The sequence below is a fragment of the Methylocaldum szegediense genome, from assembly GCF_949769195.1.
GTDB lineage: Bacteria > Pseudomonadota > Gammaproteobacteria > Methylococcales > Methylococcaceae > Methylocaldum > Methylocaldum szegediense.
Genome location: NZ_OX458333.1, coordinates 1,118,526 through 1,141,763, shown reverse-complemented (window position 1 = coordinate 1,141,763; position 23,238 = coordinate 1,118,526). Strand labels below are relative to the sequence as shown.

Annotated in this window: 14 protein-coding genes and 1 pseudogene; 11 read left to right on the top strand and 4 right to left on the bottom strand. The window is 58.1% G+C overall.

All coding sequences use genetic code 11. The annotated features are described in order from the left end of the window. The first annotated feature begins 564 nt into the window (after positions 1-564). The 4 genes from QEN43_RS04805 to QEN43_RS04790 all read left to right on the top strand — a co-directional run bounded on the left by QEN43_RS04805 (position 565) and on the right by QEN43_RS04790 (position 7,520). Positions 565-1,530: an IS481 family transposase gene (locus QEN43_RS04805; protein WP_317963755.1), complete on the top strand. Its 966-nt coding sequence runs from the start codon at positions 565-567 to the stop codon at positions 1,528-1,530. 32 nt (positions 1,531-1,562) lie between these two features. Beyond that, the gene (locus QEN43_RS04800; RefSeq protein WP_317963754.1) at positions 1,563-2,294 is read left to right on the top strand and encodes a PEP-CTERM sorting domain-containing protein; all 732 of its coding nucleotides are present in this window, start codon (positions 1,563-1,565) and stop codon (positions 2,292-2,294) included. A 534-nt stretch (positions 2,295-2,828) separates the two neighbouring features. Beyond that, on the top strand, positions 2,829-4,313 hold the full coding sequence (locus QEN43_RS04795; protein ID WP_026612177.1) for a Y-family DNA polymerase: 1,485 nt from the start codon (positions 2,829-2,831) through the stop codon (positions 4,311-4,313). Positions 4,314-4,418: 105 nt separating this feature from the next. Continuing rightward, positions 4,419-7,520: an error-prone DNA polymerase gene (locus QEN43_RS04790; protein ID WP_026612176.1), complete on the top strand. Its 3,102-nt coding sequence runs from the start codon at positions 4,419-4,421 to the stop codon at positions 7,518-7,520. Positions 7,521-7,946: 426 nt separating this feature from the next. On the opposite strand, the pseudogene QEN43_RS04785 reads toward QEN43_RS04790, so the two are convergent. Beyond that, positions 7,947-9,323, bottom strand: a pseudogene (locus QEN43_RS04785) (IS1380 family transposase). A 514-nt stretch (positions 9,324-9,837) separates the two neighbouring features. On the opposite strand from QEN43_RS04785, the gene QEN43_RS04780 reads away from it, so the two are divergent. From QEN43_RS04780 to QEN43_RS04765, 4 genes are all read left to right on the top strand, one after another. After that, on the top strand, positions 9,838-10,437 hold the full coding sequence (locus QEN43_RS04780; protein ID WP_026612175.1) for a hypothetical protein: 600 nt from the start codon (positions 9,838-9,840) through the stop codon (positions 10,435-10,437). A 135-nt stretch (positions 10,438-10,572) separates the two neighbouring features. After that, the gene (locus tag QEN43_RS04775) at positions 10,573-11,289 is read left to right on the top strand and encodes a tetratricopeptide repeat protein (protein WP_162144368.1); all 717 of its coding nucleotides are present in this window, start codon (positions 10,573-10,575) and stop codon (positions 11,287-11,289) included. Positions 11,290-11,326: 37 nt separating this feature from the next. After that, entirely contained in the window at positions 11,327-14,185 is a 2,859-nt protein-coding gene (glnE, locus tag QEN43_RS04770; RefSeq protein WP_317963753.1) for a bifunctional [glutamate--ammonia ligase]-adenylyl-L-tyrosine phosphorylase/[glutamate--ammonia-ligase] adenylyltransferase, read from the top strand. A gap of 35 nt (positions 14,186-14,220) precedes the next feature. Next, the gene (locus tag QEN43_RS04765) at positions 14,221-15,144 is read left to right on the top strand and encodes a branched-chain amino acid transaminase (RefSeq protein WP_026612173.1); all 924 of its coding nucleotides are present in this window, start codon (positions 14,221-14,223) and stop codon (positions 15,142-15,144) included. A gap of 175 nt (positions 15,145-15,319) precedes the next feature. Here the strand turns inward: QEN43_RS04765 and QEN43_RS04760 are convergent, their stop codons facing one another. After that, positions 15,320-15,961 carry a hypothetical protein gene (locus QEN43_RS04760; RefSeq protein ID WP_026612172.1) on the bottom strand — a complete coding sequence of 214 codons (642 nt, stop codon included), beginning with the start codon at positions 15,959-15,961 and terminating at the stop codon, positions 15,320-15,322. Between the two features lie 163 nt (positions 15,962-16,124). Continuing rightward, the gene (locus QEN43_RS04755) at positions 16,125-17,480 is read right to left on the bottom strand and encodes a DegQ family serine endoprotease (RefSeq protein ID WP_026612171.1); all 1,356 of its coding nucleotides are present in this window, start codon (positions 17,478-17,480) and stop codon (positions 16,125-16,127) included. Positions 17,481-17,690: 210 nt separating this feature from the next. Between QEN43_RS04755 and QEN43_RS04750 the strand changes: the two genes are divergently transcribed. Further along, positions 17,691-20,012: a cyclic nucleotide-binding domain-containing protein gene (locus tag QEN43_RS04750; RefSeq protein ID WP_317963752.1), complete on the top strand. Its 2,322-nt coding sequence runs from the start codon at positions 17,691-17,693 to the stop codon at positions 20,010-20,012. Here QEN43_RS04750 and QEN43_RS04745 read toward each other — a convergent pair. Beyond that, complete coding sequence (locus QEN43_RS04745) at positions 20,007-21,206, bottom strand: class I SAM-dependent rRNA methyltransferase (protein WP_026612170.1); 1,200 nt, start codon at positions 21,204-21,206, stop codon at positions 20,007-20,009. The genes QEN43_RS04750 and QEN43_RS04745 overlap by 6 nt on opposite strands. 144 nt (positions 21,207-21,350) lie before the next feature. Here QEN43_RS04745 and hslV point away from each other — a divergent pair, with 144 nt between their 5' ends. Next, positions 21,351-21,914, top strand: coding sequence for an ATP-dependent protease subunit HslV (gene hslV, locus QEN43_RS04740; RefSeq protein ID WP_026612169.1), 564 nt, complete (start codon positions 21,351-21,353; stop codon positions 21,912-21,914). Continuing rightward, positions 21,911-23,236 (top strand): ATP-dependent protease ATPase subunit HslU, encoded by a 1,326-nt coding sequence (gene hslU, locus QEN43_RS04735; protein WP_317963751.1) that lies wholly within the window; start codon positions 21,911-21,913, stop codon positions 23,234-23,236. Before hslV ends, hslU begins: the two co-directional genes overlap by 4 nt. Positions 23,237-23,238 lie beyond the last annotated feature (2 nt).

Here is a 23,238-nt window from a genome sequence, read left to right as displayed (position 1 = left end):
ATATCTCGATGGAACAACCTGTGAAGCTGGCTTAAAGCCGCCCGAATATATCCGTGATTTACCGGAATCTCGTAAACGTAATCGACATAACCATGTAAAACCTTTTGGTCGTGGATGAAATCTCTCTAAAAGCGATTTTATTTGCCACTCACGGCGCTCCACATTGCGAGAACGGCTTTTGAAAATTCCTTCTCCCTTTCCCATCTTTCTGAAAGGCTGACTTAATTTTTCGCGAGTATCGAACCGCCTTCAACAGGCGAAGAACGGGCATTCATCGCTGTATCGTACAATCCGAAATATTTCCGAAAGCTGATGTCAGAAAATTTTACAATCCGTGTTGAATCGCAAGAGGATTCAATCATATCTTTTTGTTTTAAATATATCTTCTTATTTGGCACATATATTGCTTTATCTCAATAATGCATGGGGGCAAACCAGCGGGTAGCTCCTGTTGATTAGCTGTCACGTCCCGTATGATTATTTACCCAGAAGGAGTTATGCTCTGTTCGAAGCCCGGAGCCTTCTCCAGGAGATATTCGGTTCGTCCAAGTGAGGTTTCTCTCCATGCAGATTCGTCTTCATAAGAACGCCCGTACCACCCCGGCCGTTCGGCAGGCCATTCAAGCGTCCACGTTGAGCGAGCGCGCCTTGGCCCAAAAGCATGGCATTAGCCGAACGACCGTCCGCAAGTGGAAACACCGATCCTCGGTCGAAGATGCCTCACACCGGCCCCACACCCTCAGAACCACGCTCACGCCCGCCCAGGAAGCCATCGTGGTCTACCTCCGCCAAGCTCTGCTCCTCCCCTTGGATGATCTCCTGGCCGTGACCCGGGAATTTCTCAATCCCGCCGTGTCCCGTTCCGGGCTAGACCGCTGCCTGCGCCGCCACGGGGTGGCGTCCCTCAAGACCCTGCTTCCGCCTACAGAGAAGGCGAAGGTCAAACCCTTCAAGGCCTATGAGCCCGGCTTCCTTCACCTGGATGTTAAGTACTTGCCCGCCATCGACGGCGAACCCCGCCGATACCTGTTCGTCGCCATCGACCGCGCCACCCGCTGGGTCTATGTCGCCCTCAAGCCCAACCGCACCGCCTTAAGCGCAAAGGACTTCCTCAAAGCGGTGATTCAGGCCGCGCCTTTCCGCATCCAGAAATGCCTGACCGACAACGGCTCGGAGTTTACCGACCGTTTCCTGACCCGAACTCGGCAGCCCTCGGGGACGCATGAGTTTGACCGCCTCTGTACTGAACAAGGCATCGAACATCGCCTGATTCCGCCGGGCCGGCCCCAAACGAATGGCCTGGTGGAACGCTTCAATGGCCGCATCGAGGAGGTGTTGCAAACCCATCACTTCGATTCAACCGCCGATCTGGACACCACCCTGCACCGCTATGTCGAGCTGTACAATCATCACATTCCCCAAAAGGCCTTAGGCCATCTCACCCCGATCCAGGCTCTCAAAAACTGGCAACTGTCCCATCCTCATCTTTTTCACAAGAAGGTTTACAATCATTCGGGACATAACAATTAGCTAATAATATAAATATCTACAGGGTAATTACAATGAACAAAAGTAGTTTTATTGATATCTTCCTTGCTTTTATATTATTGGCGGCGAGTACAGCTCCAAGTCATGCGGCAGTCCTTTACAGTCAACTTGATAATCCCTCCTCATCTGGCATTACCTCGCAGGAATTCGAGATACCCCGTTCAAACTTAAATACCATGGCGGCAGATGATTTCGTCATTACCGGTGAAACATGGAAGATCGAAGAGCTGTATATACCGGGCAGCCTAAGTGGATCTCCCCATTCTTCCTTATTGGCAGCCGGAGCTGCAGTCAACGTGACCTTTTATCAGGATGATTCCGGAAAGCCGGGAGCGCTCTACGCCAGTTTTCTGAACCAGCAGTTTACCGAAGGAGACCCAGGTGAGTTGACTATCACGCTAAGCATTCCGGTTGAACTTGATTCGGGCACGTGGTGGTTGAGCGTGGTTGTAGTTTTAGATTACGATGGCGGGCAGTGGTATTGGGGATCCCGAACGGTACAAACCGGTTTTGCAGCCGTCTGGCAGAATCCAGGAAATGGTTTTCTCACAGGCTGTACCACTTGGACCACCAAAACAGATTGCGCTCCTGGACCGCAAAGCCTACCGGACCAGCTGTTCGAGATACGCGGGCAAAAAATTATTCAACAAGTTCCCGAACCTGCTACCTTGACGCTGATGGGTATTGGTCTTGCCGGCATCGGTGTTGCGCGGAACTTGAAATCCGCTAAGCGCTTTGCTCAGTAATTGCCTCTACTAAGGATCCGAGGTACTACGCGACGATTTATGGCCAGTCGCGGTGCGTGTGCTGAGCGAAAGCGAAGCATGGTTATACTTGATGCGCCTCACTTCGTGAGGCGCATCCTTTCCAAATCTCCCGAGACACCAAATACCCTTTCGCCTAGACTTCATATTCAGTGATGTCTCTGTGGCGACCGCTAGACTACCCGATCATTTGACTCGTCGGCCGTTTTTTGCCCTTTGATCCGTCCCGCAAAACGAGCCAAAATTTCAGCAGGACTAGAGCGCCAGTAGGACCTCGTTCTAGGTCTGTCAGGATAGACGCTAGGAGCCTATCCCAATGGGCTTAAGAAACCCTTCGACAAGCCTGTCTTGAGCTAGGTCGAAGGGCCTGTCCTGAGCTAGGTCGAAGGGCTCAGGGCGAACGGCCTATTGGGATAGGCTCTAAATGGATCCCCACGGCTATGCCTTGGATTGCGTCTTTCCGGATAGTCCGATGCCACCGCGCTGCAGAAACTCCCATAAACACTGGAACGACCCATGGCTTTGCACGCTTTTCCGGCGATTCCGCCTACGCCACCGACGGCACAAACCTCGGGCACCGCGCATTCAGCACCCACGGCGCTTTGGCTGTGCTGTTATCTGCCGCATTTACCGCTGGAGATCTTCAGACTCGAGGATGACCGCCCTGCTGCCGTATGGGTAGACAGCGGCGGGCGTTCCTTGATTTACGCTGCCACCACCGCGGCTGAAAAGTTCTGCGTCCGTCCTGGTTTGCCTACGAATGCAGCCTTGGCTTTATGCGCCGATTTGCGCTTGTATCGCCGCGACGAACGGATGGAGCGTGAGACGCTGGAAAAGCTGGCGGAAATCGGGCTCGGCTTTACGCCCTGGGTAAGCCTCGACTATCCGGCTGCCCTGCTCCTCGAAATCCGCGGCAGCCTAACCCTGTTCGGTGGGCTGGAATCCTTGATACAGCGGCTGCGGGCCAAACTCGAAGCTCTAGGTCATCGCGCCGTTCTCGCGGCAGCACCGGCGCCCTTCCCCGCCTGGCTCATGGCATCCTCCGGTCTGGAGCGGGCGCTGGAGGAGTCGACAGCGTTGCGTTCCAGACTCGGCGATCTGGCCATCGCTCGTTTACCTTTGGAGCAGGATACCGTGAATCGGCTTGCCAAAGCCGGTCTTCATACCCTGCGCGATCTCTGGCGCTTGCCGCGGGACGGCCTGGCCCGGCGTTATGGCCTGGCCGTGTTGCGCCAACTCGACCGGGCCGCGGGGCGGGAAAAGGAAATCCCTCGGCTCTTCAAGTCGTCGCCTGTTTTTGAAGCCCATCAGGAACTTGTAACGGAAACCGAGAACCTGGCTCACCTGCGGCCCGTGTGCGCGGTTCTGCTGGAAGACTTGGCTACCTTTCTGCGCCGGCATGACGCTGCCACCGATCGGCTAGAACTGAAGCTGTCCCACTTCCGCCGGCCAGCCACGCGCCTGGAGCTTAAGCTTCGCTATGCCAGCCGCGATCCCGAGCGGATTTCGATGTTGCTGAACGAGCGGCTGGAACGAACGCCACTGCCCGCCGCCGTCACCGCCCTTAGCCTCCGCTGCGACTCGCTGCAACCCTATCGGGCGCACGAAACCGACTTATTCGCCGCCGATACGCCGGGCGCCCTGGATTGGGAACCCTTGCTGGAACAATTGCAGCAGCGCCTAGGGCGCAATGCCTTGCGCTTCTTGGGTACCGCGGCCGATCACCGCCCTGAATACGCCTGGGAATGGAACGAATCGCCCATCGGCTTCGCTTTGGGCAAAGGCCGTAGGCCCTTATGGCTGCTGCCCGAACCGCAACCCTGCGATCCGAGCCGTTATCGGTTGTTGCCGGAGCGGGAGCGCATCGAAAGCGGCTGGTGGGACGGCGCTCCGATCCGGCGGGATTATTGCGTAGCGGTGAGCCCGGAGGGTGCCCGTGCCTGGATATACCAAGACCTCGATGGAGATGGCGAATGGTATCTCCATGGCCTTTTCGCCTAAAGCTGTAGGATGGGAAGAGCGTAGCGAATCCCATCGTCGGCGCTGCCACGAGGCAATCCACGCATACAAGACTCTCCTCTCGCCTAACCTACCCAATGTCGGACCATGAATCGGAACACCGCTTTCGATCATGCTCTTCGATTCGCCGAACTCCATTGCCTCAGCAATTACAGTTTCCTGCGCGGCGCCTCACACCCGGAAGAACTAGTCGAAACGGCAGCCCGCCTCGGCTATGCCGCGCTGGCCCTAACCGACGAATGTTCCCTAGCCGGGGTGGTGAAAGCTCATTTGGAGGCGCGCCGTCATGACTTGAAGCTGATCATCGGCAGCGAATTCCGGCTAGAAGACGGACTCAAGCTGGTACTGCTGGCCACCGACCGGGAAGGCTACGCTCAGCTTTCCGGCCTCATCACCGCAGCCCGGATGGACGCGCCCAAAGGCCGTTACCGGCTGGATCGCAGCTCACTCGAACGGCACTCCCTGGACCATTGTCTGGCGTTGTGGCTGCCGGACGAAACGCCAGAGTCGGAGCCAGGACTCTGGCTCAAGGAGCGTTTTTACGACCGGCTCTGGATCGGAGTGGAGCTGTTTATGAGCGGAGCCGACCGGAAACGGCTGAATCGTCTTTGCCGGCTCGGCAGCGAACTCGGGCTACCCCTGGTCGCCTGCAACGATGTCCACATGCACGATCCGGAACGGCGGCCTCTGCAAGACACACTGACTGCGATTCGCCTAAACAGGCCGCTTTCCGAACTTGGATACGCGCTATTCCCGAACGGCGAGCGCTATCTCCGCCCTCTGTCCCGCCTGGCCCGGCTCTATCCCCCGGAACTTCTGGCGGAAACCGTGCGCATCGCCGAACGCTGCCGGTTCTCGCTCGACGAACTCCGCTATGAATATCCTGCCGAACTGGTGCCGGAAGGCCATACGCCGACGAGCTGGCTGCGTCATTTAACCGAGGAAGGTCTTCGGCGCCGTTGGCCGGACGGCGCTCCCGACAAGGTACGACGGCAAATCGAGCATGAACTGGTTTTAATCGCCGATCTCGCCTACGAGCCCTATTTCCTCACCATACACGACATCGTCCGCTTCGCCCGCGAGCGGGGTATTCTGTGCCAGGGTCGAGGTTCGGCCGCCAACTCGGCGGTGTGCTATTGCTTAGGCATTACCGAAGTTGATCCGGGGCGCCTCGATCTTTTGTTCGAGCGCTTCATCTCCCGCGAGCGGAACGAACCGCCCGACATTGACGTGGATTTCGAGCACGAGCGGCGCGAGGAAGTCATCCAGTACATCTACCGTAAATACGGCCGGCAACGCGCGGCTCTAGCCGCCAGCGTCATCACCTACCGCGGCCGCAGCGCCGTGCGCGACGTGGCCAAGGCGCTGGGCTTCAGTCGCGAGCAAGTCGACCATCTGGCCGGAGCCGCCCATTTCCTAAGCGGCGACGATTTGGACACCGAACGCCTACAAGCCGCCGGTTTCGATCCCAAGAATCCGAAACTCCGCCTGCTCGCCGGACTAGTCGGCCAATTGCGCGGTTTTCCGCGTCATCTGTCGCAACACACCGGCGGCTTCGTCATCGCGGCGGACGCCTTGCCGCGCCTGGTGCCGGTCGAAAACACGGCAATGCCTGAGCGCACCGTGATTCAATGGGACAAGGACGATCTGGAAGCGCTCGGCCTGCTCAAGGTAGATGTCCTCGCCTTAGGCATGCTGACCGCCATCCGCAAGGCGCTCACCTATGTGAGCGATCGGCGCAGCGAAGTGCTGACCCTGGATCGTATTCCGGCGGAAGATCCGGCGGTCTATGCCATGCTGCAACGGGCCGACAGCATCGGTGTGTTCCAGGTGGAATCCCGCGCCCAAATGGCCATGCTGCCCCGCCTGAAACCCGAGAACTACTACGACCTGGTCATCCAGGTGGCGATCGTGCGCCCCGGTCCCATTCAGGGCGACATGGTTCATCCTTATCTCGCGCGTCGAAGCGGACGGGAACCGGTTACCTATCCAGGCCCCGAGGTGGAAAAAGTGCTCAAGCGCACCCTCGGCGTCCCCATTTTCCAGGAACAGGTGATGCAAATCGCCATGGTGGCCGCCGGTTTCAGCGCCGGCGAAGCGGATCAGCTCCGCCGCGCTATGGCGGCCTGGCACCGGCGCGGCGGCTTGGAGAAATTCGAAAGGCGCCTGATCGAAGGTATGCGCGAACGCGGCTACAGCGCCGAGTTCGCGGAACAGATCTACCGGCAAATCAAGGGATTCGGCGAATACGGCTTTCCGGAATCGCATTCCGCCAGCTTCGCTTTGCTGGTGTATGTTTCGGCCTGGCTGAAATGCCATCATCCTGCAGCATTCACCTGCGCGCTGCTCAACAGCCAGCCCATGGGCTTTTACCCCCCTGCCCAACTGGTTCAGGATGCGCGCCGACACGGGGTCGACGTCCGCCCAGTCGACGTCCGGTACAGCGATTACGATTGCACTCTCGAAGGACCGCCCTCGGAACCGCCCGCCCTACGGCTTGGCCTGCGGCTGGTGAAAGGGTTGTCGCGACAGGGTGCGGAAGCCGTTGTCGCCGCACGGCGGGAGAAGCCCTTTGTCGATGCCGCCGATCTGATCGCCCGCGCAAAGCTCGACCGCCGAGACGCCCAAGCACTGGCGGCCGCCGACGCCTTGCACGGGCTCGCCGGCCACAGGCATCGCGCGTTCTGGGACGTGAGCGCGCAACAGCGCCCTACCCCGCTGTTCGGCCAGCCGGTCTTCGAAGAAGGCGAGCCTCTGCTGCGTCCGCCCCGCGAGGGCGAAAACATCGTCGCCGATTACGCATCCACCGGACTCACCCTGCGTCGTCATCCCTTGACCCTGCTCCGTTCCCGGCTCGCCGCCCGGCGCCTGCTCAGCGCTCAGGAACTCCGGACACTGGGCAACGGAAGCTTCGCGCGCACCGCCGGTCTCGTGGTCTGCCGGCAACGCCCAATGACTGCCTCCGGCGTCGTCTTTCTCACCCTCGAAGACGAAACCGGCCAAACCAACGTCATCGTCTGGCCCAGCCTGGTCCAGCGCCAGCGCCACATCGCTCTGCAAGCGGGATTGCTCGCCGTGCACGGTACGGTGCAGGAAGAAGACGGCGTGTTGCACCTCGTAGCCAAGAGACTGGCAGACTTAAGCCGGTGGCTGGGCGACTTGAGTGTGCCCTGCCGGGATTTTTATTAGATGAAGCTTTGGTTGGGAGCCTATTCAAGCAGGCTCGAGGAACCCTTTGATGGGCGTGTCCTGAGCGCGGTCGAATTCCAAATCGCTTCCAATTAGGCATTCATTTTTGTAGGGTGGGTTAGGCCGTGAGGCCGTAACCCACCGAGTGACCTCGGATCTGTCCTGAGCCCTTCGACAGTGCTCAGGACAGTCCTGTCGAAGGGCCTGTCGCAAGCGGAGCCAAGGGGTCTGTCCTGAGCATCGTCGAAGGGCTAACCCGGATATTTCATCAGCTCTTTTCGCGGGCAGGAGTAATGGGGCGGTTGGGTCAACGGCATGCGACTAGGGAAGGCGATCGGGCAAAAACGAAGGGATTTCTGAACAATCGACGCAAGTCCCCCTTACCCCATTGTTTGTCATCGTGCCGGGGACCGCACTCGGACCGGGTCAGGTGGCGAGGATACGGGCGGCGACGAGAAAGGTCTCACGCTGGGGATGATGCGAGGCGAAGAGGATAGGAATGCGGCGCGTATTGCGCACCACCGAAGCGCCGATCTTAAGGAGGTTCACCCGAATCGTCGCGGCGGTTGCCCGCGCCAGCTCGGTACCGGCGAGCGCGATCTCGCGCAGCCGCTGCATCAGCGTATACGCGAGGGCAGCCCACAGCAGGCGCAGCGCGTTGGCGAGAAAATTATGGCCACTGGCGCGGGTGCCGAAGAGGTCCAGTTGTGTTTCCTTGATCCGATTTTGTTCGCCGCCTCCCTACGGCTCACCCCTTCGGGGCTTCCGCTCCCATTCGATCCTATCGAATGGGTCGGCTTCTCCGCGCTGACAGTAGAGCGGATCGTAGAGGGCGTCGGCGTTCCCTTCAAGATTCGTCACCACGAACCTTGGATTGGCGCCTTGGCTGCCAAACTCCAAGCAGGTGATGATGCGCCGTTCGATATTCCAGGAGTCGGCCGCGTAGCGGAATTCGTGAATGCGGCGCTGCTTGAGACCGGTTTCGGCAAAGGCGGCTTTGAGCTCGTCTTCCCAAGCCGCGACGGCCTTGTGCAAGCGCGCATTGCGCACCACACCGATCACATAGCCAACAGCATGGCGTTCGCACCAACGCAAGAGCCTCTGCCGGCAGAAGCCGGAATCGCCCCGGACGATGATGCGAACCTTCGGCCACGCCTGCCGTAAGCGTGTCACCAACAGTTTGATCACCGCCGCCGAATGCTTCGCCCCATCGATCCGGCTGGGCCGCAAAAGACAGATCAGGAGCGCTTGACCACAAAAGACATACAGCGGCAGATAGCAATACTGATCGTAGTCGCCGTGAAATGGGGCGAGTTCCTGATGCCCGTGCAGCGGCACATCGGAGGCGTCGATGTCGAGGATCAGCTCGCGCGGTGTTTGAGGCTGGGACGCGATGAACTGCTCAACCAGCACCCGATTCAAGGCCACCACATCGGCACGGCTGGCACGGGTTTCCAGGCGTGAGAACGTCGGGCTGCTGGCCAGAGCCGTCACCTTGCCCACCGCCGTTTGCAGCAGCGGATCGTGCCGCAGCCGGTCATGATCATTGAGGTCCTCATAGCCGCAACACAGACCCTAAAGCCGTTGGGCGACCAGGTCTTGCAGGGCATGTGTGATGCGGTTCGGAGCCCTCGGATCGTTCAACGCCTGCGCTACCGCCTTCGATAAGCCAAGGCGTCGATCCAGCTGCCGCAAGAGCACGAGTCCGCCATCGGAACTGATCGCTCCACCCCGGAAATTGGCTTCGATGACCCGCCGTCCCAGGCGTCCAAATGTCATCTCATCAGCGCTACAATTTGGCATCGGCACAGCTCCCCACACAATCTGTTTCGCAACCTGATTTTATGCGGGTTTCAACGCTGTGCCGACCCTCCTCATGATGAAATATCCGGGCTAACCCACCATCGATGGGTTTCGCTTCGCTCTACCCATCCTACGATTCATGATCATCCGAATGCCGAATGGAAGAAGAGATCAGAGCGCCCCCTAGGATAGGCTCTTAAATCCTAAATCCGGCAATAGGGTACAGCCTCAAAAGCGCTACGCCCACATCCCCAGCCCTTCTCCAATCGCAAACGGTCGTTCCGGGAGCACCGAAACGACCCTTCCAATCGCAAACGGTCGTCCTGGGAGCACCAGGACGCCCCTTCCCAGAGGGAGAATGGAGTTTAGCCCCTCGCCCTAAATGGCCGGCTTATTCGGGGCTACGAAAACACCGCCCCAAACTGGAAATATTCCAGCCGACCGACTCCGCGACTCTCCACGAACTTTCGTGTTATCGTACACATTCTGTTTCCGCCGCCTTTTCGAGCATACAATGAATCCACGTATAGACGCCCTGATCCGAAACATCCAAGCGCTCGAAGAGGAACTCGAAGCCGAACTGGCCAAACGTAGGGACGAATTCCGGATCAGACTCCGCAACGGCAAGATCGATTACGCCCACGAGCTGTTGCAGGAACATCGCCGACTCAAGGCCAGTCTGCCCCAATACATCGTAAAAGCCAAACCACTCAAGGTGCTCACCGCTCCGATCATCTATTCGCTGATCGTCCCTTTCGTCCTTCTGGATCTGGCCGTCACGCTATACCAGGCGATTTGCTTCCCGATTTACGGCATTCCCAAAGTCAAGCGTAAGGACTACCTGGTCTTCGACCGAGGGCGATTGGCTTATTTGAATTTGATCGAAAAAATCAATTGCACGTACTGTTCCTACGGCAACGGCCTTCTCGCATATGTCCGTGAGATCGCCGCTCGTACCGAACAGCACTGGTGTCCCATCAAGCACGCCCGCCGCATCAAATCACCCCATGCTTGGTACAACCGGTTTCTTGACTACGGCGACACCGAAACATACCGGCGGGAAATCGAGAAGATAAGAAGGGATTTCGAAAAGAAGAAATCCGAGCAATCGTAACCGGCCGAACGGATCGTCGACGACCATTCCACGGGAACACCTCACGGCCGATCCGGCGCCCGGGGAAAATCCTCATTAACCGCCCATTCTGGGGTTGTTAGAATGCCGGTATCGTCAACACGAAGAAAAACGCACTTGAGACCCTTACACCTTGCACTCGTTCTGCTGACGTTTCTTTTGGCCAACACCGGCCACACGAAAACCGGGTCGGACCTTCATGAAGCCGTTCGCCGCTTGGAAGACGAGTGGGCGGAGATTTTTTACCTCCTGCCACGATCCGAGCAAGCGGAGAAATTCGAGAATCTTCTAGCTAGGGTACATGCGCTTTCCGAGCAGTATCCCAACGAAGCCGATCCGCTGATCCTGGAAGCCATCGTCCTCTGTACCTATGCCGGAGCGGATATCGGCTTGAGCTCTTTGAGCCGAGTCGAGAAGGCCCGTAAACTGCTCATCAAGGCGATCGACATCAATCCTCGCGCCATGGAAGCCTCGGCTTATATCACACTCGGCAATCTTTACTATCGCCTTCCCGGCTGGCCGATTTCCTTCGGAGACACCAACTCGGCCCGCCAATACCTTGAATCGGCTTTAAAGCTTTATCCAAACGCGATCGACACCAATTATTTTTACGGTGATTTCCTGTTGCAGGAGGGCGAGTATGACAAGGCTTTGATTTATTTGGAAAAAGCCGAGAAGGCGCCGATCCGACCCTACATGCGGCTTTCCGACACCAAACTGAAGGAAGAAATCCGCGAGGCTTTGAAAGCCGCCCGCGAAAAGCGAGACGGATATGGAGATTTCTTCTCGAACTTTTTGACGTCATTATTCGGCGACGACAGCGAAAAACCCTGAACCAAGGCTTTCGCATCCTCATCTCCGAGGCTGATTTATGTCCGATGCCCCTGAATCCCTACAGCGTTTGCCCGAACCGCTCAAACAGCCGGTTTCCCTGGCTTGGTCAACGTTTTCGGCGCACTCGGCACGCCTCGGAATCGAAATCAGCGGGTGGCCGGACGCGGTCGAAGAAACCTTGGGCCTGGTTTGGGCCGCGAGCCCTTTCGTGGCTGACCAGTGCGCCGGCCGGCCCGAGCTTCTGAAAGAACTGGTTGAATCCGGAAGGCTGCTAAAGTCGACCGACGAGGAAAACTATCGCACCGACTTACGAAGACTTCTGGATGGAGTCGACACTGAAACGGATTTGATGGCCGTCCTACGGCGTTTCCGCAACCTTGAAATGGTGCGCATCGCCTGGCGCGATATCGCCGGTTGGGCGGATCTGGATGAAACGCTACGGGATCTGTCCGCTCTCGCCGACGTCTGTGTGCAGGAAAGCCTGAATTTCCTTTTTCGTGCCGCCTGCGCCAGACGAGGCACGCCGCTCAACAAGCAGGGTCAGCCGCAATCCCTGGTCGTGCTGGCCATGGGCAAGCTCGGTGCTTTCGAGCTCAATTTCTCGTCCGACATCGATCTAATTTTTGCCTACCGCGACGAGGGTGTTCTGGCGGACAAGCGCGAAACCAGCTACTGCGAGTTCTACACCAAACTGGCGCAAAATCTGGTCAAGGTGTTGGACACCCAGACCGAGGATGGCTTCGCTTTCCGCGTCGACCTGCGCTTGCGCCCGTTCGGCGATTCCGGCCCGCTAGTGCAGAATTTTTATGCCTTGGACGCCTACTACCAGAGCCAAGCGCGCGAATGGGAACGCTACGCCATGGTCAAAGTTCGCCCCATGGCGGGCGACATGGAGGCAGGGCACGAGCTCCAGGAATTCTTAAGACCTTTCGTCTACCGGCGCTATCTGGATTATCGGACGCTGGTCGAGTTGCGCGAATTGAAGCAGAAAATCTCGCTGGAACTGCAGCGCAAAGACCGCCAGGAAAACATCAAGCTGGGCCCAGGCGGTATCCGCGAAATCGAATTCGTAGGCCAGGCTTTTCAGCTGATCCGCGGTGGCCGCGAGAAACGGCTGCGGGAACGTCGCATCCAAGTCGTCCTTGAAGCGCTCGCCGATCTGCGTCTATTGCCCGAATCCACGGTCGAAACGCTTCTGGACGCCTATCGCTTTCTGCGCACGGTTGAAAACCGGCTGCAACAATACGCCGACAGGCAAACCCATGACCTCCCCACCGATCCGATACAGAGGCTGAGCCTCGCTTACGCCATGGGCTTTCCCGAGTGGGAGAGCTTCAAGGCGCATCTCGATAAGGTGCGCCGGGACGTGCATGACGTGTTCGAACAGATCGTTGCCCCGACCAAAGCCGGAGCGCAAGAAACCTTCGCGTTGAACGGAGACCACGAGCACATCTGCGCTACACTGCGGAACCTCGGGTGGCCCACACCCGAATCGGGGGCAAAGCTCATCGAGACCTTTCAGGCATCCCACGCGGTCCGGAATCTCACACCCAGAGGCGCTTCGGAACTCGCCCGCCTGATGCCCATGCTGCTCCGGGCCACGGCCTCAACCGAGCAGCCGGACGACACCCTCGAACGGATTTTCGCGCTGCTAGAGGCCATCGCCAGCCGCAACGTCTACTTGACGCTTCTCGCCGAGAATCCCCAGGCTTTGTCACAACTCGTCAAACTAGCGGCGGGCAGCCCCTGGATCACCAACTATATCGCCCAGCATCCTCTGCTCCTTGACGAACTCCTGGATCCGCGAGCGCTTTACGCCCCTCTTTCGAAAGCGGAACTGGAGCGGGAGTTGAAACGAAAACTCGATTCGATCGACCCCGATGATCTGGAGCAGATTTTGATCGGCCTCCGCCAGTTCAAGCAAACTAATGTTCTGCGGGTCGCGGCGGCCGATTTCGTTGGTGCCATCCCGATCATGGTGGTCAGCGATTACCTCACCTACACCGCCGAAGTCCTCGTGAACGAAGTCATGCGGCAAGCATGGCGACTGACGGCGGCGCGCCACGGCGTTCCGCCTGGCGCGAGCATCGACGAAGTCAGCGGGTTCGGGGTGATCGCCTATGGCAAGCTAGGCGGCATTGAACTCGGCTACGGATCGGATCTCGACTTGGTGTTCCTCTACGATGGAGACGACACCGCACTCACCAATGGGGAACGGCCAGTTAGTACCGCCGAGTTTTTCGCACGCATGGGCAGGCGGATCATTCACCTTCTGACCGCAAACACTCCGGCCGGAGTTCTTTACGAAGTGGATTTGCGGCTGCGCCCTTCCGGAAGCTCCGGTCTCTTGGTCAGCAGCGTCGATGCTTACGATACCTATCAGACGGAGAGTGCCTGGACCTGGGAACACCAAGCGCTGGTAAAAGCCCGGTTCATTGCCGGAGATCCCGAGATCGGCAAGCGATTCGCCGCGGTCCGCGAGAAATCCCTTTGCCGGAAACGAGACGTCGAGGCCTTACGGACCGAAATCCTCGAAATGCGCGAGAAAATGCGCGCGAATCTAGCGGCCAAAGACACTACAGTGTTCGATTTGAAACAAGGTTCCGGCGGTATTGTCGATATCGAGTTTATAGTACAATTCGGGGTCCTTTCGCGCGCTCACCACGACAAGAAACTGACTCAATGGACCGATGTGGTCCGCCTGTTGGATTCCCTCATCGAAGCCGGTTTCTTGAATGCGGACGACGCCGGACTATTAAGGCAGGCCTATTGCCTTTTCCGTGAGCGCATCCACCGGCTGGCGCTGCTGGAAGTGCCTGCGCTGGTGCCAGCCGATGAATATTTCGAACTGCGTTCCCGCGTGCAGCGGATCTGGCGGGACGTGATGGAACGCTAAGTTTTATTTTTGACTGATAATTCGGAGAACGATTGATGGCGATGGATGACAGAGACGGCGTCATCTGGCTCGACGGCGAATGGCTGCCCTGGCGAGACGCAAAAGTTCACCTGCTGACCCATACCCTGCACTACGGTTGCGGCGTATTCGAAGGTCTTCGGGCTTACAAGACCGACCGGGGCACGGCGATCTTCCGCCTGCGCGACCATACCGACCGGCTGTTCCGTTCGGCCCACATCATGAGCATGAAGATTCCATTTGATAAGGACGCTCTCGATCGGGCGCAATGCGAAGCCGTGAGCCGGAATAATCTGGCCAGCGCCTATATCCGGCCGATGTGTTTCTATGGCTCCGAAGGTATGGGCCTGCACGCCAAAGGTCTCAAAGTACATGTCATGATCGCCGCCTGGGAATGGGGCAGCTATCTCGGTGCGGAAAACATGGCGCGCGGCATCAAGGTTCGCACATCTTCTTACACCCGCAATCACGTCAACAGCCTCATGACCAAGGCCAAGGCAAACGGCAATTACGTCAATTCCATCCTAGCCGTTCAGGAAGCCGTGGAAGCGGGCTGTGACGAAGCCCTGCTGCTCGACCACGAAGGCTATGTCGCCGAGGGCAGCGGCGAGAATATTTTCATCGTGCGTCGTGGCAAGCTGTATACGCCGGATCTGACCTCGGCGCTCGAAGGCATTACCCGTGACACTATTTTTACGATTGCCCGTGAAAATGGGCTCGAAGTCATCGAAAAACGGATCACCCGCGACGAAGTCTATATCGCGGACGAAGCCTTCTTCACCGGCACCGCCGCCGAGGTGACCCCGATTCGGGAAGTGGACGGACGGACCATCGGCGAAGGCGGACGCGGGCCGATCACGGAAAAGCTGCAGTCGTTGTATTTCGATTATGTCCACGGCCGCCGCAGCGACCATCCGGAATGGCTCAGCTATGTGAGCTGACCAAACCTCGGCCGCATTACAGGGCGGGATTTTCCCGCCCTAACCCATTCGCCAACTAAGCAACTGCTCACCCCGATTAAGGCCGCAGTTGTCAGTCGTAGGATGTGGTGAGCGAAGCGAACCGCCCTTCGTCTAGGCTCAGGACAGGCATCGTTCGCGGGTGACGCCGCTTCGTTCAACCCGATAATTGCCCACCCAAATAAACCCCATACCGCAGTACGACAGCGCCTTGTAACAGGAAATCGAGCGGCGCCTCGACGAGATTCGCCCATCCCTCCGTCGCCAATACGTCGTCAAGACGACGCCCCAGCCGCTCACCGCACTCTCTGGCGAGGATGTGCAGGCCGATCGATAAGGCAATCAGTTCGGCTACCGTGGAAACTGGTGGAATGTACGTCATCGCGATGCCAGGAAGCCGCCAGTGCAACAACACAGCGCCGAGCACGGCTATCTGAAGCGAGGTCACCATGCCTCTGTATTTGCCGAGGACCGGGAGACAAGGCAATAGGACCGCTAACAGAAAAGCCAGGTTGAACAGGTCCGAAAGCGGTCGGATGCCGGCCTGCGTGCTTCGCAAGACGACCGCACTGGCGGCGTGTCCGAACTGATGAGGGAAAACCGTGAGGACAAAAGCGAAAGCAAGCGCGGCATGAACAAACGGAGGACCAACCCGGGCTACGATTTCACGGCTCAGCGGAACGTCCCCTAGCCTCTGTTGCAGCCTATCGAGCAAAACGAACAGGGGCAAATGCAGAAACGCGACGACCAGCGATGACAGCCAAAAATCGGGCTGGAAAATCGCCCGCCAATAATCCATGGATTCCTCTCGTAACAAAAAGGGGCTGTGTAACACAGCCCTTCGGTCAATCGATACTCCTCGCAGTCTCAGGGCTGGTACGAACTTAGCGTGAGCGGTGCCGATAAGCAGCGTCTTACCGGCACCGCTCCCAACATCAACGAGTCGAGAGTCGTCCTCGGTATTAACGCAGCAACAAGAAGAACGAACCGTTTTCTCGCTGCACATTGAGCAGCAGTTCGGCGCTGCCGCTGACCACGGCCTTGAGTTCTCTCAGATTACCCACTCGTTCGCGATTGGCCATGACGATGACGTCGCCGGGCCGAAGACCGGCTCGGTAAGCATAGGAAGCCGTGTGGATTTTCTCCACACGCACTCCTTGTACCCGCGCGTTCGGCTCGGTATCGCTCAGCATAGTGCCGGAAAGCTTGGGATGAACCTTCTTGCCATCCTCCCGGCTGATCTTGGGCTCCGCGATTCTCGCCACGCGAACCACGGTCTCTCCTTTGTGCAGCACTTCGATTTCGACTTTGTCGCCGATCTGCTGCATGCCGATCGCATTGCGGACATCCATGCTGTTCCTTACGGGACGGTCGTTGATCGCAAGCACGACGTCGCCGGGTTCGAGCTTGGCCTTGGCGGCCGGCGAATCCGGCTGCACACCGGTGATTACGGCACCATGGCTGCGGGTGAGACCGAAGGCTTGAGCAAGTTCGGGAGTCAAGTCCTGAATCGTTACGCCGAGCAGACCGCGGCGTATTTCACCGTGCTCGATCAACGCGGTCATGATGCTGGTCGCCATATTGGAGGGAATGGCGAAGCCGATGCCCACGTTACCTCCGCTAGGCGCCAAGATGGCGGTGTTGATTCCGATCAGCTCACCTCTTAGATTGACCAGGGCACCGCCAGAGTTGCCGGGGTTGATCGAGGCGTCGGTCTGAATGAAATCCTCGTAGCCTTCGATCCCCAACCCGGAACGCCCGAGTGCGCTAATGATCCCGGAGGTCACGGTTTGCCCCAGTCCGAACGGATTGCCTATAGCCACCACGAAATCGCCTACCTGCAGTTGGCTAGAGTCCGCGACCGGCAGTTCGGTCAAATTGTCTGCTTCGACCTTGATCACCGCGATATCAGATTCCGGATCGGCCCCGACCAATTTCGCACTGAGGTGGCGGCCGTCACTGAGCGTCACCATAATTTCGTCGGCTTTGTCGATCACGTGATTATTAGTCAGGATGTAGCCGCGCCTCGCATCGACGATCACACCCGAACCCAAACTGGAGGTTTCACGGCGGCGGGGTTGATTCGGAATGTCGAAGAAATAGCGAAAAAAAGGATCGCGCAACAAAGGATGCTCAGCTTCCTGAATCTGCGTTCTCGTCGAGATATTCACCACGGCCGGCGTCGCTCTCTTCAGCATGGGAGCAAGGCTGGGCAAAGGCTGGCCGTCCACGCTGGTCGGCCAGGCGGCATAGGCTGCGTTCGACAAGAACAGCAGACCGCCCAAAAGAAGCGGAAGCAATCCACGAATATTGGTCATTTGTTAAACCTCGGTGATTTCAAGACGATTGGATGGCCTGGATGCAAGCCACCGATAATTGATATGGGTCACACAGTGCTTGCGGAGGGATGGTCTATTATATGGAAGCGTAGGAAAACCGAACAACGCCATAGACTCGGATCTCGGAAACGATCTGTCCTCAACATCCGAAATTTCGAAAGATCCAATTACACGAACATGCCTTCTGCCGTGAGCGCCTCTGACGCACAGGAATTGCGCCGTTTGATTCCACTCAACACCCTCTCCGACACCCGATTCGAGCAGATCTGCTCGCAAATCCAAATCGAAGAGGCGCCGAAAGGTTCCGTCCTCTTTCGACAGGGAGACACGAATAACGAATTCGTGTATCTGCTGAGCGGTACGATATCGCTGCAGGCGGGAGGCGTAGAAATGGATTCAGTCAGCGGCGGAACGGAAACCGCCCGATTTGCTCTCGCTCACCAGATTCCACGAAAAGTGTCGGCGGTTGCGAACGATGCCGTCCGGTACGTCCGAATCGCCCCGTACCTCATAAACCAGCAGGAGGACCTCAACCGGGACGTGCCTACCTACAAGGTCAGCGATATTCCGGAAGAACCCACGCGCGACTGGATGACGGCTTTGCTCAAATCGCCACTCTTCCAACGCCTATCTCCGGCCAATATTCAAGCGATCCTTCGCGGTCTCGAAGAAATAGAAGTCAAGAAAGGCGATGTCATCTGTCGTCAAGGCGATCCCGGTGACTATTACTACATCATTAAAAAGGGGCGTTGCGCCTTGACGCGCAAGCCGTCTCGGCTCGCGAAAGAAATCAAGTTGGCCACGCTGAAAGTCAGCGAAACCTTCGGCGAAGATGCCCTGATTTCCGGCGAACCTCGTAACGTAACGGTTACTATGCTCACCGACGGTGTCCTGCTCAGGCTCGACAAGGCGAGTTTTATCAAGTTGCTCAAGGAGCCGGTGATCTCTCACGTCGATTTTGAAACCGCCCAACGGATGGCTAGCCGGGATGCGGTCTGGCTGGATGTCCGAACGCCGGATGCCTACGAGCAGGGGCGCCTGCCGGGAAGCCTCAATATTCCATTCTTTTCGTTGCGGGTGACGCTCCCGACCCTGAACCGGCAGAGCAAATACCTTTTGGTTTGCGACGACGGACGACTCAGCGAGGCCGCCGCCTTTCTGCTGATTCGCTACGGATTCGAAGCGCAGGTCCTGGCCGGCGGGATCGTCAACGCGCCGCGCGATCACCTGGTAATCGAGGCGACCAAATGGACACCCTCCCGCTCTTTGGCGGCTACCGCTTACCGAGCGCCGCACCGCGAGCAACCGGACCCGGCCAACGAAGAAGTCGACATCGGCAAGAACCCGGAGGAACATGAAGGACTGTCGCTCGAGGTGCATGAAACGCCGGATGGCGAAATTGACCGGGAGGAATCCTCGGAAGATGCCGGATACACCTTCCACGCTCGCGGGCCGGAAGAGCCGTCCGATCGAGAGATCGCATGGACCGATTCACCCCCTCCCACGGAACACACCCCAACCTTGGACGCCCTGTTGGCCACCGAGCGAAGCGGAAACCCAGGTCCGGACGACGACCTGGCAACACTGAAGAGCCGGCTGCAGGAACTAGAAGCGTCGATACAGGAACGCGCCTTGCGGGAGCAGGATCTCGCCCGGCGCCTAGCGGACGCTGAAAACAGGGCTGCCGAGGCCACTGCCCGGGCGCAGGCGCTGGAAACGCAATTGGCGAAGGCCAATGAAATCATTGCGACCACCGCGGCCCTCACGGAACAGCGCGAGCAGGTGGAAAACGAATTGCGGAAAGCCAAGGAGGATGTCGCCTCTTTGAAGGCCGAGCTGGAAAAGGTGCGCGAGCTAGCGAACGACCGAGATGTCGCGCTGCGATCCTTGCGGGAGAATTACGAGCAACTCGTAGCCCGCCAAGCCAAGAAGGCCAGCGAAGAAAACAGTAAGGGCGAAAAAGCTCTATCGGCGTTGAAAGAAGAAATCGAACGGCTGAAAACTATCAACCGATTGGCAATAAGAGACAAAGCTTCCGCAGAACGGCAGGTAGCGGATTTAGCTCGCCAGGTCGCGGAACTTCAAACCGCAATGGAGCGGTCCACTGGCAGCGCCACCGATACGGAAGCGCTGCGCCGCGAGCTGGAGGCTCTGCACCGCCAGCACGCCGACGAGCTGGCGGGAATGCAAGCTAGACTCCGGGAAATGGAGCAGGACGGAAACCGGCTTCGAGAGGACCTTCAATTGGCCCGGGCCCGGCTAGCTGTGTTGGAATCCGCCGCTAAAGCGGGAGACCAAGATCAAAGGAAAAAGCCGTGCTTCGAATTTGCCATCTGGTTTCCGGTGACCCTCGCGACAACGCTGTTCCTAACGGCTCTCATCCTCGGCGGACTGTTCGGTACCACATCCGGCCGAAAGGTGGTCAGCCGTTTGCTGGCGCTAGACACCGGAGCATCCCTGGAGCAGCCGCCAGCGAAAGCGATGCTGTCCAAGCCGACGCAAGGCTTATAAGCTCTCGCCTATATAGCAAAAGAAAGTCTTCAGATAATCGGTCTCCGGAATGGCGGGATGTACCGGGTGATCGGCAGCCTGTCCGCCGCGACCGAAGAAAACCACATGGCGATCCAATGCCCTAGCTACAGCCCGCAACAGATCGTGCAACGTTTCCCAGCGCAAATGAAACGAGCAGGATGCGGATACCAGAATACCGCCGGGCGCTAGAACCTGTATCGCGGCTTGATTCAGCCGCCGGTACGCTTCAATTCCCTGGCCGACGTCTTTCTTACGCTTGATCAGCGCCGGCGGGTCGAGCACGACGAGGTCATAACGCTGCCGCTCTTCCCTGGCGCGCTTCAAAAACTCGAACGCATCGTCTTTGATCAAGCGCATTTTCTCTAGGACGCCGTTGAGCCGGCCGTTCTCCGCCGCCAACGCCAAAGCGGCCTCGGACCCGTCCACGCACTCAACCGACGCGGCGCCTGCCAGCGCCGCTTGCACGCCCCATGCCCCGGTGTACGAGAAGAGATCGAGTACGCGTAGGCCCCGCGAGAGCTTCGCGACTACGGCCCGACTCTCGCGATGATCGAAAAACCAGCCGGTTTTTTGTCCGCTTATGGGATCGACCAAGAATCGGGCGCCGTTTTCCTCGATTTGGATTGGGCCGTCTAAGGTGCCCCGGAGGATGGACGTGTAAGTGTCCAGTCCCTCCAAGGCTCTAAGGCTGGATGTGTTTTTCGCAACAATGGCCCTGGGAGCAAATAGCGCCTCGATCGCTGCCACCAAAGGCTCCTGCAGCCGTTCCATGCCGGCCGTATTGGTCTGTACCACGAACACATCGTCGAAGCGGTCGATGACGACTCCCGGCAACCCGTCACTTTCACCATAGGTGAGACGATAAAAGGGGCGGGAAAACAAACGCTCGCGTAAACGCAGCGCACGCGTCAAACGTCGTTCGAAGAAGGCTCGATCGATTGCGGCGTGCGCATCTCGCGTCAGCAGGCGGCCGCAAATCAGCGATGCGGGATTGACGTACGCGATGCCCAGGACTTGTCCGCGCGAGCTCTCCACAATCGCCAAATCCCCCGCCCCGAACGACTTAAGCGGCATCGCTTCGATATCGACTTCGTTGCTGAATATCCATAAATGACCACCACGCAGGCGCCGCTCTTCATTTTTCTTGAGGCGTATCGAAGGTAACTGGCTCATGACCGTCGCTGAAATCAAAATAGTCGTACATTATCTCGCACCATCGCGAACGTTGCCGACTCTAAGAATCGAATGCCGGCGCCATCGGCAACCCATGCGTACCGGATAGTGTACAATTGCGGTTTTAGCCAAACAGGTAACTCTGTGGAACAGTTTCACGGCACTACCATCGTATCCGTCCGCCGCGACGATAAAGTCGTCATCGGTGGCGACGGACAGGTAACCATGGGCAACACCGTCATGAAAGGCAACGCCCGAAAGGTCCGCCGGCTTTATCATGGGCGCGTGCTCGCTGGCTTTGCCGGCGCGACGGCCGATGCGTTCACCCTATTTGAACGCTTTGAAGGTCAATTGGAAAAGCAGCGCGGCAACCTGACCAAGGCAGCGGTCGAACTGGTGAAAGACTGGCGCACCGACCGAATGCTGCGCCGGCTGGAGGCCTTGCTCGCGGTGGCTGATTCGAAAGTTTCTTTGATCATTTCAGGCAACGGCGACGTCATCGAGCCGGAAAACGGACTCATCGCCATCGGTTCCGGCGGGCCGTTCGCACAGGCGGCCGCCCGCGCGCTGTTGGAGAACACCCAACTCAGCGCCGCCGAAATCGTCGAGAAGTCGCTGCAAATTGCCGCCGATATCTGCATTTATACCAATCGCAATCTGGTCATCGAAGAACTGGAGATGCAACGGGAACTGCACGAACACCCATGACGCACATGACTCCCCGAGAAATCGTCCACGAGCTGGACAAACACATCGTCGGGCAGGCCGCAGCCAAACGCGCGGTCGCTATCGCCTTGCGCAACCGCTGGCGGCGCATGCAGATCGAACCCGGACTGCGCGAAGAGATTACGCCCAAGAACATCCTCATGATCGGCCCGACCGGCGTCGGCAAGACCGAGATCGCGCGCCGTCTCGCGCGACTCGCCAACGCACCGTTTATTAAAGTAGAGGCGACCAAGTTCACCGAAGTCGGCTATGTCGGACGCGACGTAGAATCGATCATTCGCGATCTGGTCGACGCCGCCGTGAAAATGACGCGGCAAAGCGAAATGGCGAAGGTGCGCACCCGTGCCGAAGAGGCGGCCGAAGAGCGAATCTTGAACGCTTTGTTGCCAGGCACTTCAGGCTGGAGCGGAGAGACGCAGTCCTCTGAATCGGCGACACGCCAGAAGTTCCGGCAAAAACTTCGTAACGGCGAACTCGACGACAAAGAAATTGAGATCGAGGTCAGCGCCTCCCCAATAGGCGTGGAAATCATGGCGCCGCCCGGCATGGAAGAGATGAGCCATCAGCTCCAGAGTCTGTTTCAGAACCTCCATTCCGGACGTACTCGCACGCGCAGGCTAAGAGTCAAGGACGCGCTCAAACTCCTTCGCGAGGAAGAGTCGGCCAAGATGATCAACGAAGAGGACATCAAGCTGCGCGCCGTGGAAGCGGTGGAACAAAACGGTATCGTGTTCATCGACGAAATCGACAAGATCTGCAAGCGCGGCGAATACGGCGGCCCTGACGTTTCTCGCGAAGGCGTGCAGCGCGATCTGTTGCCTTTGGTGGAAGGTTCAACCGTGAGTACGAAATACGGCATGGTTAGGACCGATCACATCCTGTTCATCGCCTCCGGCGCGTTCCATCTGTCCAAGCCGTCCGATCTCATTCCGGAGCTTCAAGGCCGGTTGCCCATTCGAGTAGAACTGAACGCGCTGACGGTGGAGGATTTCATCCGCATCCTGACCGAACCGGCCAGCTCGCTGACCGAGCAATACACTGCGCTGCTGGCTACCGAAGGCGTGGAATTGAAATTCACCCAGGACGGCATCGCCCGCATCGCCGAGATCAGTTGGGAAGTGAACGAGCGTACCGAAAATATCGGCGCCCGCCGGCTGCATACCGTGCTGGAACGCCTCCTCGAAACGATTTCCTACGAAGCGCCGGATCATGCCGGAAAGACCGTGGTCATCGATGCCGAGTACGTGAATCGTTATCTGTCCGAACTCGCGCAGGATGAAGACTTGAGCCGCTACATCCTTTGATC